Genomic DNA, 19,626 nt, shown 5'->3' with positions numbered 1-19,626 from the left:
CGGCAATCACCGGCGCCCGCTTCCCCCTACCAAGGCAATGAATCCATGAACACCCATCAGAACAAGATCGCGCTGGTCACCGGCGCAACCCGCGGCATCGGCCTGGAAACCGTGCGCCAGCTGGCACAGGCCGGCGTGCACACGCTGCTGGCCGGGCGCAAGCGCGAAACCGCAGTGGAACTGGCGTTGAAGCTGCAGGCCGAGCGCCTGCCGGTGGAAGCGCTGCAGCTGGACGTCAATGATGGCGCCAGCATCGCCGAGGCGGTCGAGCAGGTGCGTCAGCGCCATGGTCGTCTGGACATCCTCGTCAACAACGCCGGCATCATGATCGAGAACCCAGCGCAACTGCCGTCGGAGCAGTCGCTGGACACCTGGCGTCGCACGTTCGAGACCAACGTGTATGCGCTGGTGGCGGTGACCCAGGCCTTCCTGCCGCTGATCAAGCAGGCCAAGTCCGGCCGCATCGTCAACGTCTCCAGCATGCTCGGCTCGCAGACCCTGCATGCCGATCCGACCTCGGGCATCTACGACTTCAAGATCCCGGCCTACAACGCGTCCAAGGCCGCGGTGAACAGCTGGACCCTGGCCCTGGCCCATGAACTGCGCAGTACGCCGATCAAGGTCAACACCGTGCACCCCGGTTACGTGAAAACCGATATGAACGGTGGCAACGGCGAGATCGAAATCGCCGAGGGCGCGCGTTCCAGCGTGCAGATGGCGCTGATCGGCGAGTCCGGCGCCAGCGGCAGCTTCACCTACCTGGGCGAGGTGCTGCCATGGTGATCCGCACCCTGGCGATGGCCGTCTCCAGCCTGGTGCTGGCGGGCTGTGTCAGCGTCGGCCCCAACTACAAGGCACCGGTGCAGGAGCCCGTCGTCCTGCAGGGTGCACAGCAGCCGGTCTTCAGCACCACCTCGCCGGTGGCCAGCTGGTGGGCGCAGTTCGATGACCCCGTGCTTGAAGAACTGGTGCACGGCGCGCTGTCGGACAACCTGGACCTGCGCGTGGCTGTCGCCCGTGTCAGCCAGGCCCGTGCCGTGTTTGTCGAGAGCCGCTTCGACCAGGCGCCACACGTTACCGCTGGCGGCAGCTACGACCGCCGCAAGCAACCCGATCCGCAGCTGGGTGGGCAGCGGGTGTTCAGTGAAAGCTACCAGCTCGGCTTCGATGCGGGCTGGGAGCTGGATCTGTTCGGCCGCAAGCGCCGTGCTGCAGAGGCTGCGCGTGCCGATCTGGACGCCGAGCAGGCCAACCTTGCCGACGCGCAGGTGCTGATCGCTGCCGAAGTGGCACGCAACTACTTCGAACTGCGTGGCACCCAGAAGCGCATCGCGGTGGCCCAGCGCACCCTGGTCAACCTGCGCGATACGCAGCGGCTGACCGAGGCGCGCTGGGAACTGGGTGCCGGCAGCGAGCTGGACGTGCAGAGCAGCCGCGCACGGTTGAAAGCCATCGAGGCCGACATCCCGCTGCTGGAAGTGGCCGAGACGCAGTCGCGCAACCGGTTGGCTGTCCTGCTTGGCCAGCGCCCGGAGGTGCTGACCGCCATGCTGGCACCGCACGAAGTGCCGGCGTTTGCCAAGGCACTGCCGCTGGGTGATACCCGCGAACTGCTGCGCCAGCGTGCCGACGTGCGCGTGGCCGAGCGTCGCCTGGCTGCCGCCACCGCGCGTGTCGGCGTGGCCACGGCCGATCTGTTCCCGCGGCTGTCGCTGTCCGGTTTCGTCGGCTTCCTCGGCGGCGATGCCAGTGGCCTGGTCAACGGCAACAACAAGGCCTGGTCGCTGACCCCATCGTTGAGCTGGGCGGCATTCGACTTCGGCACGGTCAAGGCACGCCTGCGTGCCAGCAAGGCTGAGGCCGAGGGCGTGGCCGCGCAGTACGAACAGGCGGTGCTGCTGGCGCTGGAGGACACCGAAAACGCGTTGACCCGCTACTCCAAGCAGCAGGCGCGGTTGGCCATCGTTGTCGAGCAGGCGCAGGCGGCACGGCGTGCCGAATCGCTGGCGCAGATCCGCTACCGCGAAGGGTCGGAGGACTTCCTGACCCTGCTGGACGCGCAGCGCACGCAGCTGGTGGCCGATGATGCACTGGCGGCCGCCGAATCAGAGGTCAATGTCAGTGTCGTGGGTGTGTACAAGGCACTCGGTGGCTGGGGCCAGTCACCGCAGGCGCCGAGCGTGGCGCAGGCGCGCTGATCGACAGGGGACGGAAGCATCTGCTTCCGTCCCTTTTTCCATCATGGCCAGTGGTTGGCCGGAGCATCGTGATCACGCATGCGCACGATGCAGAATCGATGACCGGTGGGCGCTTCCATCACCCACCAGCGTTTGACGAAACCGACCCGGCGGGCACCGAGTTTTTCCAGCCTTTCGGCTTCGGCGTCGATGTCGTCGCTTTCGATATCCAGATGCACCCGCGACGGGTGATCGACCCGCTGCACCTCCACGTTCAATCCCGCCGGCGCGCCTGTCAGATCGGCATACTCTGCGTCGCCTTCAGCACGGGCAGGCTCGGCCTGCAGGCCCAGCGCTGCGGCCCAGAAGCGCGCGCTGTCTGCGGCGGGCGTGTCCTGGCAATCGATGATGAACCCGGCCAGTCGGCTGCGATGGGTCATGCGTTGTCTCCGCTCAACGATGATGCTGGCAGGGTAGCGCGCGGGCCGCCGTGGACGTTCTCGCCGCTGTGACGTTTCTGACTCTGCCGGAAGTGCCGCCCGCCGTGTAACTAGTGGAGAAAACCACGGGAGGACAGGACATGGGCGAACAGAAGCAATCGGCGCAACGGACGCTGCTCGGTGATCCCGGCCTGCCGGGGGCCGGGCTGTCGGTCGGCGTGGTGGTGTTGCTGGTACTGGCCGCGATGGCCGCAGTGATCGGCTTCGTGCGCCTGCCCGATTCAATGCTGGGTGCTGGCCTTGTCGGCATTGCGGTGTTCCTTGCCGTCGGCGCGCGCATCTGCCAGGCGCGCGACCAGCACCAGGCGCTGTACCGCCTGCTGGGCAAGCGACCGTCGCCGTAGCGAGGGTCGCCGCATTGCTCAGTGTTTCGGCCAGTCCAGCTCAACCACCAGCGGGAAGTGGTCGGAGGGCAGTACGCCGTCGATGCGGCGGTCATCGGTGAGGAAGCTGCGCGCGTGGAAGCCACGCACCAGCACCCAGTCCAGCTCGGCGGTCGCCGTTCCTGTGAAGTTGTGGAAGGTCAGGCGCGGACCCTGCGGCGACTTGACCTGGCGACGGGTGTCCTGAAGCACCCGGGTGAAGGCCTGATAGGTGCCGCCGCCGGGCTCGCTGTTGAAATCACCGGTCAGCACCACCGGCAGGTCGGAAGGCAGCGCGGCCACGCGCGTGGCAATCAGTTCGGCTCCCTTGATCCGGCGCGGTTCGTCCTCGTCGCGGTAGGGCAGGTGGGTGTTCATGAAGTAGAAGCGACGGCCATCATCCAGGCGGCGGAACACGGCCCAGGTGACCATGCGCGGGAACAGGTTGCCCCAGCTGATGCTGCCTGCGACCTCGGGCGTATCGGACAGCCAGAAGTTGCCTGACTCTTCCATCGCCAGCACCTTGCTGTCGTAGAACACGCCCATGTGTTCGTCGCCACTGCCACCGCGGCGGCCTTCGCCGAACCAGCGATAGTCGGGCAGGTGCTCGGCCAGGTAATTGGCCTGCTCCAGCACCAGCTCCTGGGTGCCGATCACGGCTGGGTGTGCCTGCTGGATCACCTTGACCATGGCGTCGCGGCGGTCCTCCCAGCGCTTGCCGGGGTCGGTGTCGGCAGGGGTGCGTACGTTGAAGGACATCACCTTCAACGGCGCGGGCGAGGCTGCCCAGGTGACGGCGGGCACTGCGAAAGCCAGGAGTGCGCAGAGCGCGGACGTGCGGAAGCGAGACAACATCGTGGAATCCCTCCATTCCATGAAAGCGGTTTCATGGAGGATGCCATGGAAGGCAAGGGCAGTGGTATGCCGGGATGGGCGGCTGCAAGGGCCGGGCGGACGGCGTGCGGCCGCCCGGCAGATGCCACAGGCGATCAGGGGTCGTACATCATCCCGTTCTCGTCGCGGTTGTAGTGGTCGCTGGCCACGCGGGTGCCATCGTCATAGACCACGTACAGCGTGCAACGCTGGTGGATGCCGAAGCCGGCCCGGAAGGGCACGCACTCTTCCTGCAGGCCGACCTCTTCGGCGGCATTTGCCGGTGCTGAAGGCACCAGCGCGGCAAGCGCAACTACTGCAGCGAAGGAAAAAGCGGTCATTCGATTGTGCAACGTCATTGATCACACTCCTTGTTGTCGTGGGTGCTACCAGACTCCATTGATGCGATAACTGCCGACCGCCGCTGGCAACAGCGTGCCGGCGCCACACCTGCAGCAGAACACAGGCGCGGTCCTGTGTAGCACGCAGCCTGCGCCGGCAGGAAGTGCCTGTCCTCTCAGCGACCGGCTAACGCATCCAGCAGGGTGCGCGCAGCCAGCTTGCCCAGCGCATTGCCCGCCAGCGGGCTGTCGCCGGTCAACAGCAGGCGGTCCTGCATCACGCTGCCATCGATGCCCTCGTTGACGATCTGCACGCCCTGCTGGGCCAGGCGCTCGCCGAAGAACCACGGCAGTTGACCAGGCATGTAGCCGATATCCGGGGTCTGCCGGTCCATCGCATCGGGGAAGGCGCAGATCCGATGACCGCGGAACAATGAACCGCCATTGGGCTCATCCACGCCGGCTGCCAGCAGCGCGGCAGGGCCGTGGCAGAGGGTGATGATGTGACGTTGATTGTCCACCGCCCACTGCAGGATGGCCTTCACTGCGCGGCTTTCCGGTAGGCCGATCAACGCACCGTGACCGCCGGGAATGAACACCGCGGCATAGTCCGAACCGGTATCGAGTGCCCTCGCCACCTCGTCCAGGTGCAGAGGCTGGCGGAAGCGGGATTCGTAGCGTTCGTACAGGTCGCCGATCTCGCGGTCTTCGCGTGGGAACGCCCACCACTCAAACTTCACCGGGTTGCCCGACAGCGTCGCCACGTCGATCCCGAAACCGGCCTTGTGCAGGTGATACATCGGCAGCAGCGTCTCCACCGGATGGTTGCCGGTCGAGAACAGGCGGCCGTTGGCGGTCGGCAGATAACGTTCGTCGGCGGCGATCATCAGCACTTTCCAGCGTCCATCACGACGGGCATCGGGATAGTCCGCGCCGGACAGATCGGTGGTTGCCGAAGTGAACTGGGACAGCGAGTACGGCGACGGGAAAAACGCATTGCGCTCGGCCGGGTCGGGGCTGGGCTGACGGCTGGGCTCTGACGTGTTCATGCGGACCTCCTGCGGAAGAGAGTGGTCACCTTAGCCAGAGCGATGCGTACGCACGATGAGGGATTTCCCTCAATGCGATCAGGCAGGGTGCGCTTGCTGAACCCGCTGGTAGGCGTCGTCCAGCATTGCCAGGAAGGCCTGTCGCTGCGCGGCATCAAGCACCACCGCGCGTTCGAACGCATCCACGCTCGCACTCCAGTCCGCCAGTGTGTCGTCGTTGTAGAGGGCCTGATGCCGTTCCCATGCTCCGCCTGCCTTCAGGTACAGCCACTTGTCGAACAGGTGCAGCGGGCTGCCGTTGTCCATTCGCAGGGGGCGGGTGGTCCTGGTGTGGGCCAGCACGCTGCGCAGCGCAGGTGAATCGTGAAGCTGGCCTGCCCAGACGTGGTTGCCAAGATGTTGCTCGGCAAAGCGCAGGATCGCTTGGTGATCATCCTCCAACCCGGCCTCGTAGAGTGCCTGCGGCACCCGCAGGTGCCGGCGATCGAACAGCCACTTCAGTACCAGCGTTGCCGCCTGCGGGGTGGTGTTGTGTTCATTGCCAGGGTCGAAATCATGATGGCCGATGAACTCGCGGTCCTCATGCAGATTGAGCTGGATGGTGTCCACGCGCTGCCTGCGCTTGCAGAACCAGAGCTTGATGTCGACGTCCCCGGTAAGCGGCTTTTCAAAGTAGGCGGTGTCGCCGAATTCTTCCAACCGGCCGTTGAAGTACGCCAGGCAGTCCTGGAATGTGGCTGATGGCTGCACGTATCCGTCCCAGAAGCCTTCGGGCTTTGGCGGATTGCCCTTGGGCCGGCGACTGAACAGGGTGGCGGACTTGAAGTGGCTCAGCAGGCTGCCACGCGCTCCGACGGTGGGCGGATAGAAGCGATCATTGATGATGTCGAAGGCAAAGTAGAACTCCATGTCGTGGAGCTTGTCCTTGACCGATTTCTGCCCCTGGTTCGCGCTGATCGTGGTCGGGGGCTTGCCGATACCGTGCTGCGCGAACCATGCCTGCAGACGAGCATCCGAGCCCTTGCTGCCGAGCAGCTCGACCAGTGTTGAGATATGCATTCCATTGCCTCGTTGTCGGTGGCCCGGACGGGAAAGCGCGGGCCATGGTTGCTTTAAGTCGTGCGCTACTTCGCCGGCAGAGGATGAGCCTCCATGTCCTCATGCAGGATGCGGCGGAGTTCGACGATGGCCGGCGTGGCTTCCTGCACGCTGTGACCGGACACGATCACCTTTTCCGAGACGGCCTTCGGCAGGTGCGAGCTCCAGTAGGGAACCAGTCCATCGTCGGTCTTTTCCAGCGGACCTTCGGCCTGGGTCCGCGCGATGATCGAGTGGTAACGCACCTTCGGCGATATCGGCAGATCGGCCACGGCCTTGACGAAGGCATCGTCCTTGTCCAGGTTCTGGATGCTGTTCATCTGGTAGCCGTGCTTGTCGTCGTTGCGCTCGACCTTGCCGTCGTTTGCCAATGTCGCGACATCCTCCAGCACGGTCAGCGGCAGGCGCACGAAGCGGCCGAGCCAGCGCCCCAGGCGCGTGCCGGCAACATCGGTGCCGCGATGGGGGGTAGCGATGAACACCACCCGTGAGATTTCCGGTTCCGGCTGGAATGTGAGCACTGGCGCGCCCTTCGTACGCAGCAGTTCGCGCTGCGCCGGGGTCATCTGCGCGGTCGCCAGCAGGGTGTCGACCAGATGGTCGCCGGAGGAGGACACCATCAGCCGCGAAATCACCCCGCCCATGCTGTGCGCGACCACCACCATGTTGTGCGATGCCAGCGCCTTGCCGGTTGGGTCGAAGTGCTGCAGTGCCTCGTGCAGGATCCGCCGGATCTCATCGTGGCTGAGGGCGATCGGCATGTTGGTCGGGTAGTAGAACTGCCAGATCTGGAAGTCGCCGCGGATCTCATCGTCACGCATCAGCTCGTTGGCCACGTTGACCCACGCCTCCGGGCTGCTGGCCAGGCCATGGATCATCAGCAGCACGCGGCGGTCCGGATCGTACGGCTGCATCATGAACAGATGTGGCTTGTCGATACCGCCCTTGCCGCCGAACAGCGTACGCAGCGATTGCCGGCTGAAGTTGGAGCGGGCCAGCCACAGCGCGTAACCAGCGGTGAAGTTCGCCGCCAGTGGCACCTGCTCGCCGTGCAGTTCCACCACCGCCACCTGGTAGGGGTCGTGGATCTCCAGTTCCGGCTCGTCGTCGTGCAGCACTTCCCACAGGTTGTTGCCGGAAAAACGCAGCAGCACGGTCATCGACGGCGACGGCATCTCGCTCCAGTCGCGCTCGGCCGTCGTTGCGGTACCAGCGGCGGCGGCCGCCGGCCCGGTGCTGGCCGGGTCGGCCATCACCGCCACCAGTTCGGCACCAAAGCCGTCGCGGCGATGCACGCTGCGCAGGGTGCCGGTGAAGGACATCGATGCGGCCGGTACCAGTTCGATCGGCTCGCGCGTGCCCGCTGCCGGGCCATCGTCGGCAGGCGCGAGTACGAAGGTCCAGCGTCCCAGCTGGAACCGCCCGTTGTCGTTGCGCACCTGCTTGCTCGAATAGGCTTCGAACAGCAGCACGGCTGATTCCTGCACGGCCAGGTTGTAGTAGTCCCGCACCTGGGTCTGGCGGTCTTCGAAGCCACGCTGGTTGGCGGTGCGTTCGGTGAAGAACAGATATGCGTAGGACTGCCGCGCGATCTGCATCCACGCATCCAGGCGCGGCTGGAAGGTCGGGTCGGGCGGGGTGGTCGCGGCCTTGCTGCGGGCCACCGACGCCGACTCGCGCTTTGGCGCCGGCATCGTCATCGCATACTGCACCCACAGTTCGGCCAGCGCCGAGCGCTTGTCTTCCTCGCGGACGACGATGCTGCCCTCCATCGCCTCGATGCAGGGCAGGCCGGGCTTGGCACAGGCGCCCTCGTCCAGGCCGGCCACGCGCAGGGTCTCCATGGTGGCCGCGCTGAGCTTGCCGCTGGTGAGAATGTCACCGCGCTTGAGCGCGATGTACTGTCCTGGCGTGACCGTGCCCACCTGCACCGATGGGCCGAACTGGCGCAGCGTCGCGCATCCGCTCAGGGCGAGCAGGGCAACGAGGACGAAGGTGGTGCGGATGACGCCGATGCCTGTTCTTTGCATGTGGACTCCCTGCGCTGGCGCCACTCTAGCGGCAGGCGTGTCAACGCGGAAGCAGGCCTGCGGCAGCGCCGGACCGTGCCCGGCGAACCCGCCTGTCAGCCGGTCTCCCCGCAGATCATCCTTCGATCAGGCAGGTCACCGCAGCCGAATAACCTTCGTAGTCGTCACCGGCACCCACATGCAGCGTGTGCGTGGCATCAATCTTCTTGAGGTAGGAAGGCGCTTCGGTCTCGGCCGCGTCGTTGACCGTCGTCACTCCCCAGGATCGGGCCAAACGCTGGTGATCGACGCCCTGCAGATACACGTGCAGGCTCTTGTAGGGCTTGGAAATGCTCACATCCGCGCTGGCTACGGTGCCTCCGAACAGCGCCACCGGCTTGCCCTTGGGCTCGAACACGCTGCCGGGGTCGCGGCTCAGGCCGGCGGACTGGAATGCCTGCTCCACCTGCGCTTCGGTGAAATCGGAACCCGCCTTGCAGGCCAGCAGGGCTTCCAGTGCGGTGGTGCTGGTTGCCGGAGGTGCGGCAACAGCGGCGGTCGATACGGTCACACCCAACAGCAGGGCGAGCAGAGGCGTGTTCATCGCAGATCCTTCTGGACGTCGTGGACGACGGGAGAGATGGCCACAGTGTGGGGTAGTGCGGGGCTGCCGGCCACTGGCACGTCGCTCGATCCCGCACGGATCGGTTGCCCACGCACGCATGCGGCCCGAGGATGACGAGCGCAGTACCAGACAGTAATCTGCGCCATCCCATGCATACCATTGAGCGGATCCATGAAATCACCCGTCGCCAGACTTGCACTCGTGAGTGCGATGGTACTGGTCTTCATTGCGGTCCCGATTTGGTCCCTGGTCGGGCCAGGCGTATGGGGGTGGCACGTAAGGCAGCCGGCGGCATGGCAGGGGGCTCTGGAATCGTTATTTCTGTTTCTGGTGCTGTATGGGGCCCTGAAGCTGCTGCGTGGCCCGGCCCTGTGGGGGAGTGTTGCAGCCGTTTCCGTGCTGTATGCCCGGCATCATGGTGTGGATGTGGCGATGCTGGCCAGCTATCTCTATCTGGAAGGCATTTTCGCCCTGGGCGGATGCCTGGTTGCCTTGGCCGGTGGTGTATCCCGACGTGATCCGGGCCAGCAGGTCATTGTCGGCTTGGCTGGCATCGTGTCCTGCTCGCTTCTGCTTTGGACGGCTTCGCTGCTTGGCCTCGGCAGCATGCAGGCACTCGCCTGGCTGGCATTGGTGGTACTGGGAGGCGTGCTCGTCCTGCGGCGCGGACCGTGGCTTGGAGGGATGTTGCTGTCCAGCGTGCGACGAGGCGGTAAGCGAACGCCTGCGGTCACCGCCTTGATCGCGACCCTGACCTTCGTGCTGTTTGCAAAGGCATCGGTTTCATCGGATTTCGATTCGAACTGGTACGGCCTGTCGGCTGACCGTGCATTGATCGCCAGCGGCAACATTTTCTTCAGTGAAGGCCTTGTCGCGCCGGTCCATTACTATCCAAAGCTGATCGAGATGCTCCAGGTGCCACTGGCGGCAATCGGGAGCATTTCGGCCATCATCGGCTTGAGCATCGGCTGCTGGCTGGCCACCCTTGCTGTTGCTTCACAGATCCTGCGCGAGTTGCGTGTGGGACGTTCGTTGCGGCCCTACGTTGTCGCACTGCTTGCAACGCTGCCAGCGTTCGCCAACATCTCAATCACTGCCAAGGGCGACGCCTTGGCAGCGTTGTTGCTTGCCATATCGCTGCTGGCAGTGCTTCGACTTGGCAACAGAGGAGGGGCAGGGTGGTTCTGGATTGCAGCGGCCGCGGCCCTGCTGGCCAGCCAGGCCAGGCTGTCCAACATTCCGTACACGATGGCCATCGGTGTGCTGGCGATCACCGCCCTTGTTCGATGGCGCCGCCAGTGTCATCGCCGTGGGCAGCTGAGTGCCATGGTCGCGAGCGGCGTGTTCTTCGCGGTGATTCTGCTGGTGTGGCTCATCACTGCGCGAACCTGGTGGTTGGCCGGAGTGCCCATTGTCGCCCCCAATGCAGCCTTGGACCTTTTCGCGGCGTGGGGCTTGCCGTTGCGCTCGCCGGTCGGTCACCTTCCGACCAGTGATCTGCTTGTCTATCTCCCCCCGGGACAGGCGCTGTTGGCGTATCTGTTCGATCCACGCCAGTACCCTCTGCTGCAGATTCTGTGGACAGGTAATGCGTGGCTGGGTCTGCCTCTGGCGGCTCTGGTGCTGGGGTGCAGAAGACCCATTGCCTGGAAGCGCGCTTTACCCGTGCTTTTCATCGGGTTGCTGTTCTTCCCGATGCTGTTGGGTAATCGCTACATCGAAGCATCAGGTGCGGATGGAAACTATTTCATCACGCCTGTGCTGAGCCTGATGATGTTCGCGGGTTTCCTTGTCCAGCAATCGCTGTGGAAGTGGCAGCTGCTCCCCAGTGTGGGCCGGGTAATGTGTGGCTTGATCTTCTGCATCGCGGCAGCTTCGGCTTTGATGTGTCTGGTGACGGGTGCTTGGGGACCCGGCACCCGCGCGTTCGATACCCGCCTTGACCGTCCCATGTTCGATACCGCCTCGCGACGTGCTGCTGCCTGGCGGGACATCGGCCTGGAAAGGACGGCACAGCGTCTTGCGCGGGAGGCCCCGAGTACGCGGGTCGTAGGCGATGTCGGCGGCGAAGGTTTCTGGCTGCCGATCCGATATGAGCCGGTCGATATTATCGCCCTGACGCGCCCGGGACTGGTGGATAGCCCTGAACACACGCTCACGTTCCTCGAACTCATCGGTACTGAATACCTCATCGTCCGCTCTCCCGGCGCCGCGGGGGGCCAGGAAAGAGACCATATCCTGCGTACTGCGATTGCAACCCTCCGTGCCGATGGGCGAGCAACACCCCTCATGAAAGAAGGCGCGTACGAACTCTGGCAGATACGCCCGGCGCGTTGAGGGGGCTTGGCGGGAAGCAGCGGGACCGGTGCGGCAGGCCTTTGCCTGGCTGCACTGGGGCCTTCACTTGAGGGCGGCGGGATCCGGCGGCAACGCGCCTCGTAGTGGGGGCGTAAGCTGATCGCTGGAAACAAAAAAGCCAGACCCCAATCGACGGGAGATCTGGCTTTTCGTGCCCCGAAGGGCGGTACAAATGGTGGAGGTGGGCGGAATTGAACCGCCGTCCGAAGGCACTCCATCCCCAGCACTACATGCTTAGCTCACCGTTGAATCTCATCCCCGAGCAGCACGGTGTGCAAAGCGCACCCGGGAACCAGCCTGTTGTGTTCTTGTGCCGGACTGACAGGCAGCCGCCCAGCGCGATTCCATGATAATGACTCTACGCTGCGAGCATGGACACAAGCAGTTTCGAGGCTCCGCCTAAGTCGGCAGAAGGTCACGCACCGCAGTTTTTAGGCTGCGAGAGCGACCGGAGCGTAGTTGTCGTCGTTGGCAACTAGAGTTTTGCAGCTGGATTTACGAGGAAAGCTACCCCCTCGGCATGCGCCAGGCGACTTCACAACCCCCGTCGAAACCAATGCACCCCCGGTTTCTTCAAGTTCTGCAAGGTGCGAGGTCTGTTCCGTGTTGCCACGATCAGTACCTGCCTAACACCGCACATGCTACGCCAAAAAGCCTGAACAGTCACCCGGCTCGCCCAACCGTCGCCACGTCAATCCGCAACATGTTGTAGAGCGTCCGTCATAGCGGATTGCTAACGTCGCGGGCACGAATTTGCGACACACTGGCTACGACCATTCCAGCCAGAACAGAGACGGAGACGGCCGGTGACCGAAGCAATGCAACAACGCAGCCTGCGTCAGCTGGTTGGCCCGGTAGGGGCCGATTACCAGCGGCGGGCACTGCCGCCCGGCTGGGTCTGGGCGGTGCTGGCGGTGTTGTTGGCTGCAACCTGGGCAACCGAGTTGCCGGCCACGGCTGCAGCCGCGCTGATCGCCAGTGCGGTGGTGGTGCATTGGCCTCGGCGTGGCCGCTTCCATTGGCTGGGCTGGCGGCTGCCGGCCCTGGCGGTACTGGCCGCACTGCTGTGGGGTCCGGATGTGCTGTCACAGTGGTTCGAACATGGCCTGGCCCTGACCCTGATGTCGCTGGCCAGCCTCAGCATTGGCGTGCACGTGTGGCAGTCGCGGCAACTGGCGCGGCAGCTGCAGGCATCCGCCGACGCGCTGGACGACGCCCAGTTGCTGGCCCTGCTGCCCGTCGACGCCGCGCGGCTGGCGCAGCAGTGGCGTGCCGGCGATGATCGCCATGCCCCGGAGCTGTCGGTGGTGATGCACCTGGCGGTGATGCACGCGGCGCTGTCACCGCGTCTGCGCGGGCAGGGCATGCTGGCGGGTTGAGTCGTTGCCCGTAACGGTGGGCGATGCCCCGCGCTGGGGCAGTCTGGCGCAATCCTTCGAAAGCCGACGGAGGTGCCGTGGGCTAAAGGCCTGGCAGCACCTTGCGCAGATAGATCCGCTCGTGGCCCGGCGGGCAGTCGGGGAGCCGCCCGAACACTTCATAGCCCTGTCGCAGGTAGAAGTGTTCGGCCTGCCAGTCGAAGGTGTCGAGCATCACCCCGCACGCACCAACGTGACGGGCCTGGATCTCGGCATCCGCCAACAGGCGCTGGCCGATGCCACGCCCGCGAAGTTCCGGGTCGACCCACAGGACATGCACCTGCAGCCAGCCTGCGCAGACATCGGCAAGCAGTCCGCCCCGCAGTTCACCTTGTTCATCGCGCCAGGCCAGCCGGACCGGCACGTCTTCGAAGTTGAAACCGCTGCTGGCGCGATTGAACGCAGACAACCGCGCACACAGCTCGCGCGCGTCTTCAGCATTGGCCGCCGCAGGAGCGTCGGCGCGCTCCATCAGGCGTCGCGGTTGCCGCGACGCATCACCCGCTGCTTCTCGATCGCCCAGTCACGATCCTTGGCGGCATCGCGCTTGTCGTGGGTCTGCTTGCCCTTGGCCAGCGCCACTTCCAGCTTGATCTTGTTCTTGCTCCAGTACATGGCGGTGGGCACGATCGTGTAGCCATCACGCTCGACCTTGCCAACCAGCTTGTCGATCTCGCTCCGGTGCAGCAGCAGCTTGCGCTCGCGCCGGTCGTTGGCCACCACGTGGGTGGAGGCCTGGATCAGCGGGGTGATCTGCGCGCCGATCAGGAAGATCTCGCCGTCCTTCACATAGGCGTAGGCGTCGACGATGTTGCCGCGGCCAGCGCGGATCGACTTCACTTCCCAGCCCTGCAGGGCCAGGCCGGCTTCGAAGCGGTCTTCGATGTGGTACTCGTGACGGGCACGCTTGTTCAACGCGATGGTCTTGTTGGCCGTCGCGCTCTTTGCTTTATCCTTGCCGGTGTTCTTGCTCATTTCCGTATTGTCTCCGATTCGGGCCCGCCCGGTCGATTGCCGAAGCGTCCTGTATTCATGCCTACTATCCGCCGCAGTGCCTTGGTCGAACATTCGGCCGCGCGCATGTTCGATCTGGTCAACGACGTCCAGGCCTATCCGCGCCGCTTCCGCTGGTGCTCCGATGCCCGCATCGTCGAGCAGGGCGAAGACCGGCTGGTCGCTCGCCTGGACCTGGGCCTGGGTTCGTTCAGCACCTGGTTCCAGACCGAAAACACCCTGCAACGCCCGCACAGCATCGACATGCAGCTGCGCGAGGGGCCGTTCAAGCAACTGCATGGCCGCTGGGAATTCCATGCCCTGGCCGAAGATGCCTGCAAGGTCACCCTCACCCTGGACTTCGAGCCGAGTTCACGCCTGCTGGGTCCAGCGCTGGCCATCGGCTTCCAGGGATTGGCCGATCGCATGGTCAACGATTTCGTCCGCGTCGCCGACGAGGACTGAACGATGATCGAGGTCGAGGTCGTGCTGGCCTGGCCACAGCGGGTGCTGTCGCGCCGGTTGCAGCTGGACGAAGGGACGACCGTGGCTGATGCGATAGCAGCGGCCGGGCTCGAAGGCAGTACCGACTGTCCGGCCGCCGCCGTGCATGGCGTACTGGCGCGGCCGCAGCAGGTGCTGCTGGATGGCGATCGTGTCGAGCTGCTGCGCGTGCTGCAGGCCGACCCCAAGGACAACCGCCGGCGTCGCGCGCGCGGCGGGTGATCCCCAGGCCCGTCCCGGAGGACGGGCAGGGTGGCTCAGCGGCCGCCCTTCTTCTTCTTGTCCTTCGGCAGATTGCGGCCGAACTGGCGCACGGTCTGCTGGGCAAGGGCCTTGTCGTTGGCCGGGAAGTAATCGCCTTCCCAACGGGTGACCACATCATTTTCGAAGTACACGACGAAATTCTTCACGTCGGTACGGCCCAGGCGGTTCACGCGCTCGGTCGAGGTGTAGTCCCAGCGCTGGGCGTGGAACGGGTCCGGCACAGAGGGGGTGCCCAGCAGGGCGTTGACCTGCTGCTTGCTCTGCCCGACCTGCAGCTTGGCCACGGCATCTTCCCGGATCAGGTTGCCCTGGTAGATGGGTTGCTTGTAGATGATGCCGCACCCGGTGGTGGACAAGGCGACGGCGGCGACCAACAGGAGATTGCGCATCGGGACTGGCGGTTGGGGAAATCAATCCGATGATACACTCCCGGCGTGCCACCGCGACCCAATCCGAGGCAGCTGGCGCTAAATCGCCAATGAACGGAGACCTATGGAAACCCACGACCTGCGTAAAGTCGGCCTGAAGGTGACCCATCCGCGGATGCGGATCCTGGCGCTGCTCGAGCAGCGCAATGCCCAGCACCACATGACCGCCGAAGACATCTACCGCCAGCTGCTGGAGCATGGCGACGAGATCGGCCTGGCCACGGTGTACCGGGTGCTGACCCAGTTCGAGGCCGCCGGCCTCGTGCTCAAGCACAATTTCGAAGGCGGCCAGGCCGTCTACGAACTCGACCGCGGCGGCCACCATGACCACATGGTCGATGTGGACAGCGGCAAGATCATCGAGTTCGAAAGCACCGAGATCGAAGACCTGCAGCGCAAGATCGCTGCCGATCACGGCTACGAGCTCGAAGAGCACTCGCTGGTGCTGTACGTGCGCAAGAAGCGCAAGTAAGCCCCGCAGCCAGCTGATTGCGACGAAACCCCGGGCCTGCCCGGGGTTTTTGCTTGTCTGGCCTCAGCGTCGCGGTAGATCCACGCCCTGCGTGGATGGCCCCATCAGGACGTCCAGATCCACCGTCTCGGCCATCGCCCGGTTCCCCGCATCGCCCGGGTGCAGGTGGTCGCCGGAGTCGTAGGCCGCCGCCATCCGTGAGGGATCGGCCGGATCACGCAGGGCCGCATCGAGGTCGATCACCGCGTCGAACGGGCTGTCCGTGCGCAGCCAGGCGTTGAGCTGCTGGCGCAGGGCGTCCTTGTCCGCGGCGTAGTAGTCGTCCAGCGGGGTGCCGGGCAGGGCGCCGGCAAACGGTGTCAGTGTCGCGCCGAGGATGCGCAGGCCGTGTGCATGGGCGCGCTGGGCCAGGTCGCGGTAGCCGGCCTGCAGCTCGGCCAGGCTGGGCCTGGCCTGCGTGCGGGCAAAGGCCGTGCCCGGCCAGCTGATGTCGTTGATGCCGATCAGCACGATCACACTGGCGACGCCCGGCTGGTCGAGCACGTCACTCTGGAAGCGCTTGCGGGCCGATTCGCCCATGCCATCGCGCAGCAGGCGACCGCCGGAGATGCCGGCATTGACCACCGCTACACCTTCGGGTGCCAGCCGCGCGGCGAGGTGATCGGTCCAGCGCTGGTCCTGGTCGAGGCTGGCGGTGGCGCCATCGGTGATGGAATCGCCGATCACCACCACGCTGCGCGCGCTGGCCGGGACCTCGACGTCGATGGCCGACAGGAGCAGGCGGGCCGTGGTGCTGCTGGCGTCGTGCAGCGCGGGCCGTTGATGCTGGTCGCCCGGCGCAATCCAACTGGTCTGCCGCCCTTCCCAATGGAAGGTCTGCAGCGGCGTGCGGTCGGGCAGGTAAACGCTGACCTGCACCGCCTGCCGATCAGCGGTGGGAAGGGACAGCGGATCGCTCAGGCGGTCCTGCCCGGGCGCAATCACGACCCCGGGCTGGCCGCCGAAGCGCAGCGGCTGCGGCGTGTCCCCCGCATGGGCGGCGATGCTGGCAGCGCCGATCCGCAAAGGTTGGGTGCCGTAGGCATTGCTCAGGCGGATCCGCAGGCGCGACCCGCCCAGGCTGATGCGAGCGCTCTGGCGGAAGGTCTGGTCCTGCAGTTGGCCGGGAATGAGGGTAGGAAACAGGAAATCGCTGCCCCACACCGGCTGCGGGCTGGCCTGCCAGCTGGCGACCCAGTGCGGGGCGGGTGACGCAGTGGCGGCGCCGGACAGGGCAAGCAGGGCGGTGGCGGTCAGTTGGCTCAGGCGATTCATCGAAATGACCCGGTGGGGGTGACGGCCATGGTGCGTCCAGGGTCATCTGTGAACTAGACTGCGCATGGATAATCATCTGTGAATCTGATTCATCGCATGGCACGCACCGACATCAACCGATCCGGCGAACTGGAAGTGTTCGTGCGGGTGATCGAAACCGGCGGCTTTTCCGCTGCCGCCCGCAGCCTTGAGATGACGCCGTCGGCGGTCAGCAAGCTGGTCGCGCGGCTGGAGCAGCGGCTGGGCACGCGCCTGCTGCAGCGCTCCACCCGCCAGTTGCAGCTGACCCCGGAGGGTTGTTCGTTCTATGAGCGCGGCCTGCGGGTGCTGGCCGATCTGGAAGAGGCCGAACGCTGTGCCAGCGCCCACGCCGAGCCGCGCGGGCGGCTGCGGGTCAATGCCAACGTGCCGTTCGGCCAGCACTTCCTGCTGCCACTGCTGCCAGACTTCCTGCAGCGCCACCCGCAGGTCGGTGTGGACCTGACCCTGACCGACGAGGTGATCGATCTGCTGGAGCAGCGCACGGACGTGGCGGTGCGGGCCGGCCCGTTGAAGAGTTCCAGTCTGGTCGCGCGCCGGCTGGGAGCAACGCGGATGATGATCGTGGCGGCACCGGCCTATGCGGCACGACACGGACTGCCGGCCAATGCCGACGCGCTGCTGGTGCACAACCGGTTGGATATCGGCCATGCACGGTCGGTGCAGGGCTGGCCGCTGCTGCAGGATGGCCAGCAGCAGCGGGTACTGCCCAGCGGAAATGCGCGCGCCAGCAATGGCGACGCGCTGCGTCAGCTGGTGCTGGGTGGGCTGGGCCTGGCCCGGCTGGCGGCGTTCCAGGTGCAGGCCGACATCGCGGCAGGCCGGTTGCTGCCGGTGCTGGAGGACGCCAACCCGGGCGACCTGGAAGAGGTGCACGCGGTGTTCCTCGGGCAGGGGGGCTACCTGCCGCTGCGGGTGCGCGCGTTCCTTGATTTCCTGGTGGAGAACGTCGACCTGACGCAGCCGCGGGGGTAGGTATTGGTCCACGTGCGTCGGGTTGCCGGCCAGCGGCCGGCACTACCGGGCGTCAGGCCTGCAGTAGATCCACGCCATGCGTGGATGAATGCCCGCGATTCACGCGCGCCAACAGGCGTGCAGGATCCTACACCTGCAGCAGCTTGCGCGCGGCGGCGCGGGCTTCCTTGCTCACTTCCACGCCACCCAGCATGCGCGCCAGCTCTTCCTCGCGGGCCTTTGCGTCGAGCTTCTCCACCGCGCTCTGGGTCATGCCTTCCACCGGTGCCTTGCTGACCCGGTAATGGGCGTGGCCCTTGGAGGCAACCTGCGGCAGATGGGTCACGCACAGCACCTGGCGCTTTTCGCCGAGGGCGCGCAGCTTCTGGCCGACGATATCGGCCACCGCGCCACCGATGCCGGAGTCGACTTCGTCGAACACCATGGTCGGCACTGCATCCAGGTCGAGCGCGGCCACTTCGATGGCCAGCGAAATACGTGACAGCTCGCCACCGGAAGCGACCTTGCGCAGCGCACGCGGTGGCTGGCCGGCATTGGCAGCCACCAGGAACTCGACGCGCTCGGCGCCCTGCGGGTCCGGCTTGCCGTTGTCCTGCGGCTCCAGCTCGATCAGGAACTGGCCGCCGCCCATGCCCAGCTCGGCAATGATGCCGGTGGTGGTGGCCGACAGCTCGGCAGCAGCGGTACGGCGGCTGGTGGTCAGTACTGCGGCCTCGACACGCCAGGCCGCTGCGGCCTTCTCAATTTCGCCGGCCAGACGCTGCAGGCGCTCGTCGGCGCCGCGCAGCTGTTCCACTTCGGCGTGCATGCGCTCACGCTGCGCAGCCAGCTCATCCATGGGCACGCGGTGCTTGCGGGCCAGGTCGTGCAGGCGGCCGAGGCGGCGCTCGTTCTCCTCGAACTGGTCCGGATCGGCGTCCAGGTCGTCATGCACCCGGTCGAGCAGGGCGAGGGCCTCGTGCAGCTGGATGGAAGCGCTGTCGATCAATGCATCGACATCGCCCAGCCGCGGGTCATGTTCGGCCACCCGGGCCAGTTCATGCCGCACCTGCTGCAGCAGGTCCAGCGCCGAGTGGCCTTCGTCGCCGTTGAGCTGGTCTGAAGCTGCCTGGCAGGCGGCCAACAGGGCGCTGGCATGCGCCTGACGGCGATGGCTGGCGCCGAGCGCGGTGATCGACTCCGGCTCCAGATCCTCACGGTCCAGTTCGCGCAGCTGGTGTTCGAGGAAGCCGATGCGGTCACTCACGTCGCCCTGTTGCGAAAGTGCCAGGGATTCATCGACCAGCGCCTGCCAGGCGACGGCAGCGCGGCGCACCTGGCGGCGTTCGCTTTCGTTGCGGGCATAGGCGTCCAGCAGGGCCAGCTGCGACGGGCGCGTCAGCAGGGCCTGCTGCTCATGCTGGCCATGGATTTCCACCAGCAGGCCGGCGAGGTCGGCCAGCTGCGCCAGGGTGACCGGGCGGCCGTTGATCCACGAGCGCGAGCCGCCGTCGGCGCGGATCACGCGGCGCAGCTGGCATTGGTCTTCATCGTCCAGCTCATTGCTGGCCAGCCACTGGCGGGCGGCCTGCAGCTGGTCCAGCGCGAATTCGGCCGACAGTTCGGCCCGGGCCGCGCCATGGCGGACCACGCCGCTGTCGGCGCGCAGTCCGGACAGGAAGCCCAGGGCGTCGACCATCAGCGACTTGCCCGCGCCGGTCTCGCCTGAAACCACGGTCATGCCCGGCCCGAACTCCAGTTCGGTGGCGCGGACGACGGCGAAATCCTTGATTGAAAGATGTCTGAGCATGGGTAAGGGGGTGTCTGCAGCCGCGCAACGCTAGCACG

Annotated in this window: 21 protein-coding genes and 1 other RNA gene; 9 read left to right on the top strand and 13 right to left on the bottom strand. The window is 65.7% G+C overall.

The window, feature by feature from the left end; genetic code table 11:
• The first annotated feature begins 45 nt into the window (after positions 1 to 45).
• A complete protein-coding gene (locus tag ACUXVE_RS12735) occupies positions 46 to 783 on the top strand; it encodes an SDR family oxidoreductase (protein ID WP_222389948.1) in 738 nt (245 codons plus the stop codon).
• Positions 777 to 2,198, top strand: a complete 1,422-nt coding sequence (locus ACUXVE_RS12730; protein WP_025878845.1) for an efflux transporter outer membrane subunit — start codon at positions 777 to 779, stop codon at positions 2,196 to 2,198. The genes ACUXVE_RS12735 and ACUXVE_RS12730 overlap by 7 nt, the downstream gene beginning before the upstream one ends.
• A gap of 41 nt (positions 2,199 to 2,239) precedes the next feature.
• Here the strand turns inward: ACUXVE_RS12730 and ACUXVE_RS12725 are convergent, their stop codons facing one another.
• Positions 2,240 to 2,617, bottom strand: a complete 378-nt coding sequence (locus ACUXVE_RS12725) for a VOC family protein (protein WP_033830848.1) — start codon at positions 2,615 to 2,617, stop codon at positions 2,240 to 2,242.
• A 140-nt stretch (positions 2,618 to 2,757) separates the two neighbouring features.
• Here ACUXVE_RS12725 and ACUXVE_RS12720 point away from each other — a divergent pair, with 140 nt between their 5' ends.
• Positions 2,758 to 3,021, top strand: a complete 264-nt coding sequence (locus tag ACUXVE_RS12720) for a hypothetical protein (protein ID WP_222389947.1) — start codon at positions 2,758 to 2,760, stop codon at positions 3,019 to 3,021.
• Between the two features lie 18 nt (positions 3,022 to 3,039).
• Here the strand turns inward: ACUXVE_RS12720 and ACUXVE_RS12715 are convergent, their stop codons facing one another.
• From ACUXVE_RS12715 to ACUXVE_RS12690, 6 genes are all read right to left on the bottom strand, one after another.
• Positions 3,040 to 3,894 (bottom strand): endonuclease/exonuclease/phosphatase family protein, encoded by an 855-nt coding sequence (locus ACUXVE_RS12715; protein WP_140225928.1) that lies wholly within the window; start codon positions 3,892 to 3,894, stop codon positions 3,040 to 3,042.
• Positions 3,895 to 4,028: 134 nt separating this feature from the next.
• Positions 4,029 to 4,253, bottom strand: a complete 225-nt coding sequence (locus ACUXVE_RS12710) for a hypothetical protein (protein ID WP_261311927.1) — start codon at positions 4,251 to 4,253, stop codon at positions 4,029 to 4,031.
• A gap of 176 nt (positions 4,254 to 4,429) precedes the next feature.
• The gene (hchA, locus tag ACUXVE_RS12705; RefSeq protein WP_445514513.1) at positions 4,430 to 5,302 is read right to left on the bottom strand and encodes a glyoxalase III HchA; all 873 of its coding nucleotides are present in this window, start codon (positions 5,300 to 5,302) and stop codon (positions 4,430 to 4,432) included.
• A 78-nt stretch (positions 5,303 to 5,380) separates the two neighbouring features.
• Positions 5,381 to 6,361, bottom strand: a complete 981-nt coding sequence (locus ACUXVE_RS12700; protein WP_445514512.1) for a hypothetical protein — start codon at positions 6,359 to 6,361, stop codon at positions 5,381 to 5,383.
• Positions 6,362 to 6,426: 65 nt separating this feature from the next.
• On the bottom strand, positions 6,427 to 8,430 hold the full coding sequence (locus ACUXVE_RS12695) for an esterase/lipase family protein (protein ID WP_445514511.1): 2,004 nt from the start codon (positions 8,428 to 8,430) through the stop codon (positions 6,427 to 6,429).
• 115 nt (positions 8,431 to 8,545) lie between these two features.
• Entirely contained in the window at positions 8,546 to 9,013 is a 468-nt protein-coding gene (locus tag ACUXVE_RS12690) for a hypothetical protein (RefSeq protein WP_445514510.1), read from the bottom strand.
• 192 nt (positions 9,014 to 9,205) lie between these two features.
• Between ACUXVE_RS12690 and ACUXVE_RS12685 the strand changes: the two genes are divergently transcribed.
• On the top strand, positions 9,206 to 11,371 hold the full coding sequence (locus tag ACUXVE_RS12685) for a hypothetical protein (protein ID WP_445514509.1): 2,166 nt from the start codon (positions 9,206 to 9,208) through the stop codon (positions 11,369 to 11,371).
• Positions 11,372 to 11,565: 194 nt separating this feature from the next.
• On the opposite strand, the gene ssrA is transcribed toward ACUXVE_RS12685, so the two are convergent.
• Positions 11,566 to 11,958: a transfer-messenger RNA gene (gene ssrA / locus ACUXVE_RS12680) on the bottom strand.
• A 240-nt stretch (positions 11,959 to 12,198) separates the two neighbouring features.
• On the opposite strand from ssrA, the gene ACUXVE_RS12675 reads away from it, so the two are divergent.
• Positions 12,199 to 12,771 (top strand): hypothetical protein, encoded by a 573-nt coding sequence (locus ACUXVE_RS12675; protein ID WP_025878859.1) that lies wholly within the window; start codon positions 12,199 to 12,201, stop codon positions 12,769 to 12,771.
• A gap of 82 nt (positions 12,772 to 12,853) precedes the next feature.
• Here the strand turns inward: ACUXVE_RS12675 and ACUXVE_RS12670 are convergent, their stop codons facing one another.
• Both ACUXVE_RS12670 and smpB read right to left on the bottom strand, forming a co-directional pair.
• Positions 12,854 to 13,282, bottom strand: coding sequence for a GNAT family N-acetyltransferase (locus tag ACUXVE_RS12670; RefSeq protein WP_445514508.1), 429 nt, complete (start codon positions 13,280 to 13,282; stop codon positions 12,854 to 12,856).
• Positions 13,282 to 13,785: an SsrA-binding protein SmpB gene (smpB, locus tag ACUXVE_RS12665; RefSeq protein WP_025878861.1), complete on the bottom strand. Its 504-nt coding sequence runs from the start codon at positions 13,783 to 13,785 to the stop codon at positions 13,282 to 13,284. The genes ACUXVE_RS12670 and smpB overlap by 1 nt, the downstream gene beginning before the upstream one ends.
• Before the next feature lie 57 nt (positions 13,786 to 13,842).
• Here smpB and ACUXVE_RS12660 point away from each other — a divergent pair, with 57 nt between their 5' ends.
• Together ACUXVE_RS12660 and ACUXVE_RS12655 are read left to right on the top strand one after the other, a co-directional pair.
• Complete coding sequence (locus ACUXVE_RS12660) at positions 13,843 to 14,268, top strand: type II toxin-antitoxin system RatA family toxin (RefSeq protein ID WP_093819936.1); 426 nt, start codon at positions 13,843 to 13,845, stop codon at positions 14,266 to 14,268.
• 3 nt (positions 14,269 to 14,271) lie between these two features.
• Positions 14,272 to 14,529, top strand: coding sequence for an RnfH family protein (locus ACUXVE_RS12655; RefSeq protein WP_222389917.1), 258 nt, complete (start codon positions 14,272 to 14,274; stop codon positions 14,527 to 14,529).
• A 35-nt stretch (positions 14,530 to 14,564) separates the two neighbouring features.
• Here the strand turns inward: ACUXVE_RS12655 and ACUXVE_RS12650 are convergent, their stop codons facing one another.
• Positions 14,565 to 14,960, bottom strand: coding sequence for an outer membrane protein assembly factor BamE (locus ACUXVE_RS12650; RefSeq protein WP_049468453.1), 396 nt, complete (start codon positions 14,958 to 14,960; stop codon positions 14,565 to 14,567).
• 103 nt (positions 14,961 to 15,063) lie between these two features.
• Between ACUXVE_RS12650 and fur the strand changes: the two genes are divergently transcribed.
• Positions 15,064 to 15,471: a ferric iron uptake transcriptional regulator gene (fur, locus tag ACUXVE_RS12645; RefSeq protein ID WP_025878865.1), complete on the top strand. Its 408-nt coding sequence runs from the start codon at positions 15,064 to 15,066 to the stop codon at positions 15,469 to 15,471.
• 63 nt (positions 15,472 to 15,534) lie between these two features.
• Here fur and ACUXVE_RS12640 read toward each other — a convergent pair whose 3' ends face one another.
• Complete coding sequence (locus tag ACUXVE_RS12640; protein ID WP_445514507.1) at positions 15,535 to 16,785, bottom strand: SGNH/GDSL hydrolase family protein; 1,251 nt, start codon at positions 16,783 to 16,785, stop codon at positions 15,535 to 15,537.
• Positions 16,786 to 16,881: 96 nt separating this feature from the next.
• On the opposite strand from ACUXVE_RS12640, the gene ACUXVE_RS12635 reads away from it, so the two are divergent.
• Positions 16,882 to 17,799 carry a LysR family transcriptional regulator gene (locus tag ACUXVE_RS12635; RefSeq protein WP_222389915.1) on the top strand — a complete coding sequence of 306 codons (918 nt, stop codon included), beginning with the start codon at positions 16,882 to 16,884 and terminating at the stop codon, positions 17,797 to 17,799.
• Between the two features lie 127 nt (positions 17,800 to 17,926).
• On the opposite strand, the gene recN is transcribed toward ACUXVE_RS12635, so the two are convergent.
• Entirely contained in the window at positions 17,927 to 19,588 is a 1,662-nt protein-coding gene (gene recN / locus ACUXVE_RS12630) for a DNA repair protein RecN (RefSeq protein WP_445514506.1), read from the bottom strand.
• Positions 19,589 to 19,626: the final 38 nt, after the last annotated feature.

It is taken from the genome of Stenotrophomonas sp. 3(2025), from assembly GCF_052665395.1.
The sequence above is the reverse complement of the archived record's forward strand: the minus strand, read 5'-3'. Positions and strand labels throughout refer to the sequence as shown.